Genomic DNA, 12,821 nt, shown 5'->3' with positions numbered 1-12,821 from the left:
ATGTGCGGGGTGGTGGCCGCCTACGCGGCGCACGGGGGACTGTCGGAGCACGTCGTCGCCCCCGGGGTGGCCGCGCAACGCCACCGCGGCCCGAACGGCGAGTCGACCTGGGCGTCACCGTGCGGCCGGGTCGCGCTCGGCCACAACCGACTCGCCGTCATCGACCCCGCCACCGGCGCCCAACCGCTGACCTCGGCCGCCGACGGGCTCGCTGTCGTCGTCAACGGCGAGTTCTACGGCTACCAGCAGGTCCGCGACCGCCTCCGCCGGGCAGGCAGGCACCTGAGCACCCGCTCGGACAGCGAGATCGCACTGCACCTCTACGCCGAAGGCGGCGTCGCGGCGCTGCGCGAGCTTCGGGGTGAGTTCGCGGTGCTGCTCTGGGACGCCCGGCGAGGCGTTCTCATCGCCGTCCGGGACCGCTTCGGCTGCAAACCCCTGCACTACGCCGAACACGCCGGGCGGCGGCTGTTCGCCTCCGAGGCCCGAGCGCTCTTCGCGATGGGCGTGCCCGCCCGCTGGGACGACGAATCCCTTGCCGACCACCTGCTGGCCGGGTTCGCGCCGGACCGCACGCTGTTCGGCGGCGTCCACCAGGTCCCACCTGGGTGCGTGCTCACCGTTGATGAGGGCGGGGCGCGCGTACGGTCCTACTGGGACCTCGACTACCCCCGTGAGGACGAGCATCCCGCAGGCGGTGGCCCCTCCGCGGAGCGGATCGCGGACCTCGTCCGCGACGCCGTCCACACCCGTGAGGTCGCCGACGTGCCCGTGGCCTACCACCTCAGCGGCGGCCTCGACTCCGGCGCGGTGGTCGCGATCGCGGCGGAACGGTCCACACCGACGACCTTCACCGTGCGCTTCGACGACCCGGAGTTCGACGAAGGCCCGCTCGCCGCCATCACGGCGCGGCAGACGCGGGCACGGCACCACGAGCTGGCGTTCAGCCGCGGCGACCACGCCGAGCGCTTCGCCGCGACGATCACCGCGGGGGAGATGCTGCAGGAGAACCTGCACGGCACCGCCCGCCTCGCCCAAGCCGAGATGATCCGCGCACACGGCTTCACCGTGGCTCTGGCGGGCGAGGGCGGCGACGAGTTGTTCGCAGGCTACCCGCAGACCCGCCATGACCTGCGGACCACGATCTCCGCGGAAGCTCGGCGGCGCGCCGAGTCCGGTGCCGCCCGCCTGGCCGCCGAGGACGGCCCCGCACACCTCAGGTCTGTGGTGAAGGCGTTGGGCTTCGTGCCCGGGTGGCTGTTGGACCGGCACATGACGGTGACCCAGCCGCTGCTCGGGATGCTCGCCCCCGACTTCGCCGATCTGCTGCTGCGCCGGGAGCCCTGTGCCCCGTTCTTCGACACCCCGCTGTGGACAGGGCAACTCGCCGGCCGCAGCCCCTACCACCAGTCCCAGTACCTGTTCTGCAAGCTCCGCCTAGCCAACTACATCCTGCTCGCCGAACGGCTCGACATGGCGCACGGCGTCGAGGTGCGCCTGCCCCTGCTCGATCACCACCTGGCCGACGCCACCAAGGCCATCGGCGTCGACCGGCACCTCGCGGGCGTCCACTCGAAGCCCGTGCTGCGTGAGGCCCTGCGCGGCTTGCTGCCCGCCGCCGTGGTGCAGGCAGGCAAGAAGCCCTTCTTCGCTCCGCCCGCCGTCAGCGACGACCGGTCCCTGGCCCTGCTGACCGAACTCGTGGAGGGCCCGACGCTGGACGCGGTTCCGTTCGTGGACCCCGTCCGCGTCCGGGCGCTCGTCGGTCGCCTCCGGGAAGTGCCCGCCGCCCGGCGGCTGGCCTTCGAGAAACCCTTGCTTTTGGTGGCGGGGATGGTGGTGCTCACCGAGCACTTCCACCTCGGCAGGGGACGGTGAACGTGCTGCCCGACGAGACGAACCCGCCGAGTCGCGGGCCCGTGCCCGACCAGACGCCGCACGATCTGCTCGCTGAGCTGAGCAGCAGCGGCGTGCGGGTCTCGGCCGAGGGCGACCGCCTGCGGTGCCAGGCCCCGCCCGGCGTGTTGACCGGCCCGCTGGTCGAGCGGATCCAGGCGCACAAGCAGGCCATCCTGGACGTCCTGCGGCGGTGGGACGAGGAGTCACCGCTGTCCCCGGTGCAGGAACAGCTCTGGTTGCACCACCGGCTCGACCCGGACGACACCGCCTACCACCTGCCGTTGGAGCTTCGGCTCACCGGACCGGTGTCGGCTTCCGCGGTGCGTTTCGCGCTCGGCGAGGTGGTGCGCAGGCACACGGTGCTGCGCGCCACCTTCACCGCCGTGGACGGAGAACCTCGTCAGCAGGCGCATCCGCACACACGCACAGCGCTTCCCCTGGTCGACCTTTCCGGCCTGTCGCCCGCGACGCGCGACACCATCAGGGAATCGGTGGCCGACGCCGTGGTCGGCCGGTCGTTCCCCCTGCACGCCGCGCCCGCCCACCGGACCGTGCTCGTGCGGGTCGGCCGCGAGCAGCACGACCTGCTTCACACCCGCCACCACATCGCCTCCGACGGAGCGTCGCTGGGCATCCTCGCCCGCGAGTTGAGCGCCCACCACGCCGCGGCCACCGACGGGCGGCCCGCGGCGATGCCGGAGCCGCCCGTGCAGTTCAGCGAGGTGGCCCGAACGCGGCGCGCAGTTGCCGCCACTCAAGCCGCCGCGGACCGTCTCGCTGTTGCGCGTGAACGGCTGGCGGGGCTCACGACGACGTGGGACCTTCTCACTCCTGCCGACCTCGAGCGTCGGGCCGCGGACGCCCGGGCCGCCGTCCGCCATATCGACACCGACACCGCCGCAGCCGTCCGGGGCCTGGCGCGCGAACTCGGCGCGACGGTCTTCAGCATCGTCGCGACCGCGCTCGGGCTGGCCGTGACCAGTTGCGCCTGCCAGTCCGGCATCGTCATCGGAGTCCCTGTCACCGGTCGCACACGCGCGGAGATGACAGGCACCATAGGCTGCTTCGCCACCGTCTCGCCCTTGGGCTTGGACTACAGCGCCAACCCCACCTTCGACAACACCGTGCGGGCGGTCCACGCCGAGGTCGGTCGGGCGTTCACCGACCACGACCTGCCCGTGGACCGCGTGATCGGCCGCGGTCGCGCCGAGCCCTACGCCGTCGTGCTCACCCAGCAGGACCCGCCCTTCGCCGCGCCCGCGCTGGGCGCGGCCACCGTCGAGGTCGTTCCCCTGCGGACCGTGCGGCCGAAGTTCCCGCTCGCGGTGACCCTCGCCGAGGACGGGCCGCGCTACCGCCTGCTCGCCGAGTACGACCCGAGCCGCGTCGCCGCCGCCACCGTCGGCGCTGTCCTCGACCGCCTCCTCACCCTGCTCTCTGTCGGCATCGATCAACCCGGCGCACGGTGCCGGACGTTGACCCGGTTCGCCGCGCCGCGCCCACCCTGGCCCACCCCCCTCGCCCCCGACGTTCCGCCGTCCCTCGGCACGCTCTTTGCGGCCACGGCGAGAACTCGACCCGACGCCGTCGCGGTGACCGACTCCCGAGGGTCCGTCACCTACCGCGCCCTCCACTGCCGCGCCCAGCATCTCGCCCGAGCCCTGCGCGCCGCGGGAGCAGGCGCTGAGACCCCGGTCGCGGTATGCGTGGACCACACCGCGGCACTGGCGGTCGCCCTGATCGGCGTCGCGCTCTCCGGCGGTTTCGCCGTGCCCCTCGACCCGGACGACCCCGCCGCCCGGCACGAGGCAATCCTGACCACGTCCGCGGCGCGGCTACTCGTCGTCGGCGAGCGACACGAGCAAGGGCTGCGCTGGTTCGACGGAGACGTCCTCGTCCTCGACCGCACAGGCGCCACCGAGCGGGAGGCGACCGCCGACCTGCCCAGGGTCGACGCCCGCCACCTGGCCTACGTCATCCACACCTCGGGATCGACGGGCAGCCCCAAGGGGGTGATGATCACCCACGCCAACGTCGTCGCCCTGTTCGACGCCGCGCGGCGCGCCCACCCCTTCGACATGACCGGCACGTGGTCGCTGACCCACTCCAGCGCCTTCGACTTCTCCGTCTGGGAACTCTGGGGCCCGCTGCTGCACGGCGGGCGCGTCGTCGTGGTGCCCCGGACGACGGCGCGCGACCCCCTGGCTCTGGCCAGGACGCTGCGCGACGAACGGGTGACCGTCCACAGCAGCACCCCGACCGCCTACCAGGGCCTGGTCGGCCAGACCGGCGGACCACCCGAGGTGGCGGCCGTCGTCTTCGGTGGTGAACGGGTCGAACCGGCCGCGCTCGACGGCCGGTCCGAAGGCGGGCCGGAGCTGATCAACATGTACGGGATCACCGAAACCACTGTCCACGTCACCTGCAAGCGGCTCTCCCGCGACGACCTCCGCTCTTCCGACAGTCCGATCGGTACTCCGCTGCCCGGGGTGTCCGCGGTCGTCGTGGACCGCGACGGCGCCGCGGTCGTTCCCGGCGGCGTCGGTGAGCTGCTCGTCGGCGGCCCCGGCGTCGCGCGCGGCTACCTCGGGGCGCCGGGCCTGACCGCCGACCGCTTCCGGCCGGTGCCGGGCGGCGGCCGCGCCTACCGGTCCGGTGACCGCGTCCGGGCACGTGCCGACGGAGAGCTGGCGCACGTCGGCAGGCTCGACCAGCAGGTCAAGCTGCGCGGACACCGCATCGAGCCCGCCGAGGTCGAAGCGGCCTTGCTCGCCCACCCCGACGTCACCGCCGCGGCCGTCGTCCACGGCGTCGATGACAAGGGCAGGGACTGCCTGCTCGCCTACCTCGTCGCCGCCCCCGGCTCTTCGCCGAGCGGCGTGGCGCTGCGCAGGCACACCTCCGGGCTGCTGCCGCCCTACATGGTCCCGCGGTCCTTCACCGCCCTGTCCGAGCTGCCACTCACCCGCAACGGCAAGCTCGACCGCCGCGCGCTGCCCGTCCCGCACGGACGCGACGAGCAGGCGGGTGAGCCGCCCGCCACAGCGACCGAGACCGCGATCGCGGGCATCTGGGGTGAGCTGCTCGGGGTGCCCGCGATCGGCAGGTTCGACGACTTCTTCGCCCTCGGCGGCGACTCCCTGCTGCTGACCCGCATGCACGCTCGGCTCAACGCCACCTGCGGCGTCGACCTCACGCTGGGCGAGGTCTACCGGTGCGCGGACCTCGCCGCGCTGGCCGCGGCCGTGGACCGCGACGAGAACGGCGGGGAGCGGCCGTGAGCGCCCCGCTGTCCCACGGCCAGGAGCGGATGTGGCTGCTCGACCAGCTCACCGACGGCGCCGCGCTCACCCTCGCCTCCGCCGTCACCGTGCACGGCCCGCTGTCCCTCGCCGCCGCCCGACGATGCCTGGCGGAGATCGTCCACCGCCACGACGTCCTGCGCACCGTGATCACCGTCGAGGACGGTGCGGCTGTGCAACTCGTCCGGGCCGCAGAACCCGTGCCCGTGCGCCTGGTAGACCTGTCCGGCCTTGCGCCGCGCGCCGCTGACGCCGCCCGCGCACGCGTTCTCGCCGCCGAAGCCCGCCGTCGGTTCGACCTCGCGCGCGGCCCCGTCTTCCGGTTCACCATCATCAGATCGCGTCGGGACGAGCACGCCGTCGTCCTCGCGCTCCACCACGCCGCGACCGACGCGTGGTCCATGCGCCTCATCGCCCAGGAGTTCGCGGCGGCCTACCGCCGCACCACGTGCGGGGTCGCGGAGCCCACCCCGCCCCCGGCCCCGCAGTACCACCAGTTCGCCCGCGAGCGACGACGCCTTCCGCCACCCAGTGACAGGCTGTCCGCGCGGCTCGCCGAGCTGGCGGGCCCGCACGGCGAGGCGCTGCCGCTCGACGGGCATCCCGGCGACCGCGCCCGCACCGCGGCCGTGTGGACCTCGGCGCTGCCCCCCAGCCTCACCGCTCGCCTGCACGCCCTGCGCACGACCGAGGGCGGGTCGCTGTTCATGCTGGTCCTCGCCGCGCTCGCCGCGGTCCTGCACCGGTTGACCGGCGATGACCGGATCGCCATCGGCACCCTGTCCGCGGGCAGGACCCGGCCGGAACACGAGCATGCGCTCGGCTACTTCGGCAACGTCCTCGTCGTCCTGGCCGACTTCACCCGTACCGCGGACACACTGACATTCCGGAACCTCTGGCGGCGCGTCCGCGACGACTGCGTGCGCGCCTACGACCTGCAGGACCTTCCCTACGAGGTGCTGGTGGAACACCTCCGACCGGACCAGGCCGCGCGGTCGGCGCCCCTGGTGTCGGTGGTGTGCGTCCAGCAACAGCCCCCGCGGCCGATCACCCTGCCCGGCCTGGACACCGAGCTGCTCGACGTACCCCACGCCCACGCCCACCACGATCTGACCGTCGAGGTCACCGATGACAACGGCGTGCTACAGCTGTCGTGGCAGTACGACAGCAGCGTCCTCACCGAAGCCACCGTCGTCCGCCTCTCCCGTCACCTGCGCGTCGCGCTCTCCTCGCTGGTGGACAACCCCGACCTCGCGTGCGCGGACCTCCCGCTCGACCCATCGGAGCCACCACGAGGGGCCCCGGGCCTGTCCGAGGACACCCTGCACGGACTGTTCGAGGCCCAAGCCGCCCGCACTCCGGACGCGACCGCACTGCGCTGCGGCGCCGCCCACGTCACCTTCGCAGGCCTCAACGCCCGCGCCAACCGGCTCGCCCGGCGTCTTCGCGCCGTCGGGGTACGCCCGGAGGACCGCGTCGCCGTGCTCCTCCCGCGTTCGCCCGAGGCGGTCACCGCCCAACTCGCCATCCTCAAAGCGGGAGCGGCCTACCTGCCGCTGGACCCGTCGCATCCACAGGCTCGATGGTCCGCGCTGTTGACCGACAGCGACGCCCGCTGCGTGGTCACCACAGCCGACCTGCGAGATCAGCTGCCCGACACCGTCGCCGCCGTCGTGGTCGACGACCATTCCGACACCGACTCCTCCAACCTCGGTCTCGCCGTCGCCGCGGACCAAGCCGCCTACGTCATCTACACCTCCGGCAGCACCGGAGAACCCAAGGGAGTCCTGGGACCGCACCGGGGCATGGTCAACCGCCTGCGCTGGATGTGGAGCGAGCACCCCTACCGGCCCGACGAGATCGCCTGCCACCGCACCTCGCCGACCTTCGTCGACTCCCTGGCCGAGGTCTTCGGCCCGCTGCTGCACGGCGTGCCCGCCGAGGTGCTCGACCAGGACACAGCCGCCGACCCGGACACCCTCGTCGGCGCTCTCGCCCGCGCCCGCGTCACCCGTCTGCTGGTCGTGCCCTCCCTGCTGCGTGCCCTGCTCGACCTCGCCGCCCGGCTGCCCGCACTCGCCGTGTGGACCTGCAGCGGCGAGCCGCTGCCCGACGACCTCGCCGCCCGCTTCCACCGCGAACTGCCCGGCAGAAGGCTGCTCAACCTCTACGGCTCGACGGAGATCGCCGCCGACGCCACCGCGACCACGGTCGACGCGGACTTCGGCACGGTCGGCATCGGAACACCCATTCCCGGCGTCACCGCCTCCGTGCGGACTCGCGCCGGGGGATGGGCGCCGCCGTTGGGCGTCGGCGAGCTGTTCGTCGGCGGAGACGCCGTCGCGCGCGGCTACCTCGGCAAGCCAGGGCCGACCGCGGCCGCCTTCGTCCCGGACCCGACGTCCGCAGCCGGTGCGCGCGCGTTCAAGACCGGTGACGTGGTTCGCGTGGGGCCCGACTCGGCGCTGCGGCACCTCGGCCGAGTCGACGGCCAGGTCCAGGTCCGCGGCGTGCGCGCCGACCCATCCGAGGTCGAGCGCGCGCTGCGGCTCCACCCGGCCGTCAGCCAGGCCGTCGTCGTGCCCGCCACCGACGTCGCGGGCACGACGATCCTCGTCGGGCACCTCGTGCTCGACCAGCCCTGCCCGCTGGAGGACCTCCGCGCCCACGCCCGATCGGTGCTCCCACCGCACCTCGTCCCCGCCGTGCTCGTTGACGCGGCTGACCTCCCGCTGACAACCAGCGGCAAGATCGACCGCCGGGCGCTGGCACACGCGGGCATTCCCACCGCCGGCCAGGGGAACGGGACCCAACCCCGCACGCCGGGCGAGCGGGTGATCGCGGACCTGTTCGCCGAACTGCTGCCCACCCGCTGGCAGAGCGTGCACGACGACTTCTTCGACCTCGGCGGGCACTCCCTGCTGGCCGCCGCCCTCGTGCACCGCCTGCGATCCGCCATCGGGGTCTCCCTCGGACTGCGCGACCTGTTCGCCGCGCCCACCATCGCCACCCTCGCGGCCCGAGCCGCCAACGCGCACGCCGCACCCAGCCGGACGGAGACGACGCCGACCGAGCACACGGGACGCTACGACCCCTTCCCGCTCACCGACGTGCAGCAGGCGTACTGGATCGGCCGCGACCCCGGGTTCGACCTCGGCAACATCGCCACCCACGGCTACTTCGAACTGTCGGCGCCCCACCTCGACACCGATCGGCTCACCGCGGCGATGGCGGTCCTCATCGCCCGCCACGACGCGCTGCGCATCACCGTCCGACCCGACGGCACCCAGCAGGTGTTGGCCACCGTCGCGCCATTCCACATCCCCGAGCACGACCTGCGCGCACACCCGGCCGAAGAGAGCGACCGGCACCTCGCCGACCTCCGCGACCGGATGTCGCACCAAGTGATCCCCGCGGACCGGTGGCCGCTCTTCGACCTGCGCGTCACCCGCACCGGCACCGGCGACGTCCTCCACGTCAGCATCGACGCCCTCATCGCCGACGCCTACAGCGTCACCCTGCTCATGGGCGAACTCGCCACCCTGTACCGCGACCCCACGGCCACCCTGCCGCCCATCGGCCTCACCTTCCGCGACTGCGTCCTCGCCCGTGAAGCAGAGCGAACGAGCACCGCCCGCGAGGAAGCCTGGCAGTACTGGCGCAAGCGCCTCAGCGATCTGCCGCCAGGCCCGGAACTCCCACTCACCCGCTCACCCGCGGACATCGACCAGCCCCGGTTCCACCGCTGGGCACGCATCCTGCCGCGGAGCCTGTGGACCCGCCTGCGCGAACGCGCCGCGACGGTCGGCGTCACCCCGCCCGTCGCACTGCTCACCGCCTTCACCGAGGTGCTCACCACCTGGAGCCGGAACTCGCACTACTGCCTCATGCTCACCCTCTTCGACCGGGACCCGAGCCACCCCGACGCCCACCGCGTCGTCGGCGACTTCACCTCGCTGAGCCTGCTCGAAGTCGACCACCGCGCACCCGCCGCCTTCACCGCCTCCGCCCGCGCCCTGCAAGACCGGCTCTGGAACGACCTGGACCACCGCCTCGTCAGCGGCGTCGACGTCGCCAGGGAATCCGCCCGACTGCGCGGCGGACGCCCCGCCCTGCTCGCCCCGGTCGTGTTCACCAGCAATCTCGGTCTCGGCCCGCCACCAGCCCAACAGCCCATCGGTGATCTGCGCTTCGCCGTCACCCAGACACCACAGCTCTACATCGACCACCAGGCCAGCGAAACCCCCGACGGCGTGCTCCTCACCTGGGACGTCGTCGCCGAACTGTTTCCCGACGGCCTGGTCGACGACGCCTTCGACGCCTATCTCGACCTGCTGACCCGTCTCGCCGACGGCCGCCACGACTGGGACGAGCCCACCCCCGCGCTTCTGCCGCGCTCCCAGCTGGACCGGCGCGCCGCGCGCAACGCGACCGCCGTTGTCCGCTCGACCACGACGCTGCCGCGGCTCGCCGCCGGTGGCGTGGCCGTCGACCCGAGCGCACTGGCGATCGCGGCGGGCAGGCACCGACTCAGCCACCGCGACGTGCTGGATCGCGCCGGCCGCATCGCGGGTGCCCTGCGCGCGGCAGGGGCAGGTCCCGGCGATGTCGTCGCCGTCGTCGCCGCCAAGGGCTGGGAGCAGGCCGTCGCCGTCATCGGTGTCACCACCGCGGGAGCCGCCTACCTCCCCTTGGACCCCGAGCTTCCGCGAGAACGGCTGCGACAGTTGTGCGACCGCACCCGCGTCCGGCACGTCCTGACCCAAACCCGGCTGCTCGAAACCCTGCCCGCCCTGCCCGGCGCGTGGGTCCGTCCCATCGACACCAACGACGGCTGGACAACGCCGCCGATCGATCCCCGCAATCCCCTCTGCGCGCCGGGCGACCTCGCCTACGTGATCTTCACATCAGGGTCGACGGGCGTCCCGAAGGGCGTCATGATCGACCACGCCGGGGCGGTCAACACCATCGAGGACGTCAACCGCCGCTTCGCCGTCACCGCAACGGACCGTGTCCTCGGGCTCTCCTCGCTCAGCTTCGACCTATCCGTCTACGACATCTTCGGCGCATTGGCCACCGGAGGTGCCCTCGTCCTGCCCGTGGACGCAGAGGTCAAGGACCCCGGCCGCTGGCTCGACCTCGTGCGGGGCCACGGCGTGACGGTGTGGAACTCGGTGCCCGCCCTCATGGGCCTCGCCGTCGACCGCGCCGAATCGAGCGGCGAAGACCTCGCCACCCTCAAGCTCGTGCTCCTCAGCGGCGACTGGATTCCACTCGACCTGCCCGCCCGCGTCCAGCGCGTGGCGCCCGCCGCCGACGTGATCGGCCTCGGCGGGGCGACCGAGGCATCGATCTGGTCGGTCCACCACCCCACCGCGCACCCCGCTCCCGGGTGGACCTCGGTGCCCTACGGCGCGCCGCTGGCGAACCAGACCGCCCACGTGCTCGACGCCGCCATGCGACCGCGCCCCGATTGGGTCCCGGGCGAGCTGTACCTCGGCGGCGACGGCCTGGCCCTCGGCTACTGGGAGGACGCCGAGCGCACCGCCGCGGCCTTCGTCCGCCACCCGAAGACGGGGGAGCGGCTCTACCGCACAGGCGACATCGCCCGGTACCACCCGGACGGCACGCTGGAGTTCCTCGGCCGCGACGACCACCAAGTGAAGATCAACGGCTTCCGCGTCGAGCTGGGCGAAGTGGAAGCCGCGCTGCGGGCGCTGCCCGGAGTCGAGGACGGAGTGGTCGTCGCCGTCGGTCCGCCGAGGGGCGACCGGCGCCTGGCGGCCTTCTACGTCCCCGACGGTGCGGACCCCGGCGAATCCGCCGTCCGCGACGGACTGCGCGCCGACCTGCCCGGCTACCTCGTGCCGACCACAGCGGCCGCGATTCCCTCGCTACCGCTGACCGGCAACGGCAAAGTCGACCGCGGCGCACTCACCGCGCGAGCCGCGCAACCGCCCGACGCCGGCGCCGCGCGGACCGAATCCGTCGCACCCGACGCCGACCAAGGACTCGTCACGGCCCTCGCCGAGACGCTGCGGATCGTTCTCGACGTCCCGCAGGTCGGCGCGCAGGACAGCTTCTTCGCCCTCGGCGGCACGTCTCTGGTGGCACTGCGCCTCATCGCCCGCCTGCAGACCGAACTCGGCGTCCGTATCCCGCTCGCCGAGGTCTACGACAACCCCACCGCCGCAGGACTGGCCACCGCCGTCGCCGCCGCCCGCGCAGGCGGCACGACCGCGGACACGACCCTGGAGCTGATCCCAGACCCATCCGCCCGCTTCGACCCGTTCCCCCTGACCCCGATCCAGGAGGCGTACTGGCTGGGTAGCCGGGACGGCCAGTGGCTCGGGGGAGTGTCCACCCACAGTTACGTCGAGCTCGACGTCGTCCACCTCGACCTCGACCGGCTCGAGGGAGCTGTGCGGCAGCTGGTGCACAGGCACGACGCGTTGCGGACCGTTCTTCTGGCCGACGGAACCCAGCAGGTGCTCGCCCACGTGCCCGACTACCGCATCGAGCGCCTCGACCTGCGCCAAGCCGATCCCGCCGAGCGCGAGTCGATGCTCGCCGACCTCCGAGCCGAACTCTCCCACAGGCGCCAAGACCTTCACGGTTGGCCGCTGTTCACCGTCCGCGCGAGTCGGCTCGATCCCGCCCGCACGCGGTTGCACATCAGCATCGACCTGGTGATCGCCGACGCGCTCAGCTTCCAGATCCTGCAACGCGACCTGCTCTCCCTCTACGACGACCCCACCGCCGGCGCGCTGCCAGAGCTGGATTGCCACTTCCGGGACTACCGACTCGCCGTGCACCGCGCGGCGGATGACGCCGACCACCGGCGCTCCCAGGCCTACTGGCGCGACCGGCTCCCCACGCTCCCGCCACCGCCCCAGCTCCCGACCCGAGACCTCGGCACCGCGGCCCGACCGCGCTTCACCCGGTTGGAAGGATCGCTCGACGCCGAGCAGTGGTCCGCGGTCCGTCGACGCGCCGCCGAACACGACCTGACCCCCTCGGGGCTGCTCTGCGCCGCCTTCGCCGAGGTACTCGCTTTGTGGACACAGACAGCGAGGTTCACCCTCAACGTCACCACCTTCAACCGGCTCCCGGTGCACCCCGATATCGACAACGTCGTCGGCGACTTCACCACGACCACCCTGCTCGCCGTCGACGCCTCCGCGCCCACCTTCGGCGAGCGGGCCGCCACGCTGCAGGCCCAACTGTTCACCGACCTCGATCACCGGGCCGTCGGCGGAGTCGACGTCCTGCGCATGCTGCGCGGCGACCCCGCACACCGCGGCCGCGCGTGGGCGCCGGTCGTCTTCACCAGCATGCTCCAGGTCGCGCCGGGCGGACCTGCGGCACGGCCGTGGGAGGCGACCGTCGTCTACGGCATCAGCCAGACCCCGCAGGTCCTGCTCGACCACCAGGTGTACGAAGAGGTGGGCACCCTGCGCTACAACTGGGACCACCTCGCCGACGCCTTCCCGCCCGGGCTCATCGACGCGATGTTCGCCGCCTACGGCACCCTGCTCCACTCGCTGGCCACCGACGGCGCGTACCTGCGCACCGCACCCGGGTGGCCCGCATGACGAACAACCGGCCAGCACCAGCCGA

3 protein-coding genes are annotated in these 12,821 nt (G+C 73.0%); all 3 read left to right on the top strand.

The window, feature by feature from the left end; translation table 11 throughout:
* From asnB to ACFPM7_RS15485, 3 genes are read left to right on the top strand one after another with little or no spacing between them, the layout of a single operon-like run.
* Positions 1–1,878 (top strand): asparagine synthase (glutamine-hydrolyzing), encoded by a 1,878-nt coding sequence (asnB, locus tag ACFPM7_RS15495; protein WP_378248310.1) that lies wholly within the window; start codon positions 1–3, stop codon positions 1,876–1,878.
* Positions 1,875–5,180, top strand: a complete 3,306-nt coding sequence (locus ACFPM7_RS15490) for a non-ribosomal peptide synthetase (protein WP_378248309.1) — start codon at positions 1,875–1,877, stop codon at positions 5,178–5,180. Before asnB ends, ACFPM7_RS15490 begins: the two co-directional genes overlap by 4 nt.
* Positions 5,177–12,796 carry an amino acid adenylation domain-containing protein gene (locus ACFPM7_RS15485; RefSeq protein WP_378248308.1) on the top strand — a complete coding sequence of 2,540 codons (7,620 nt, stop codon included), beginning with the start codon at positions 5,177–5,179 and terminating at the stop codon, positions 12,794–12,796. Before ACFPM7_RS15490 ends, ACFPM7_RS15485 begins: the two co-directional genes overlap by 4 nt.
* Positions 12,797–12,821 lie beyond the last annotated feature (25 nt).

It is taken from the genome of Actinokineospora guangxiensis (assembly GCF_042657845.1).
GTDB lineage: Bacteria > Actinomycetota > Actinomycetes > Mycobacteriales > Pseudonocardiaceae > Actinokineospora > Actinokineospora guangxiensis.
Note: the sequence above shows the minus strand (reverse complement) of the source record. Positions and strands in the feature narration are given on the sequence as shown.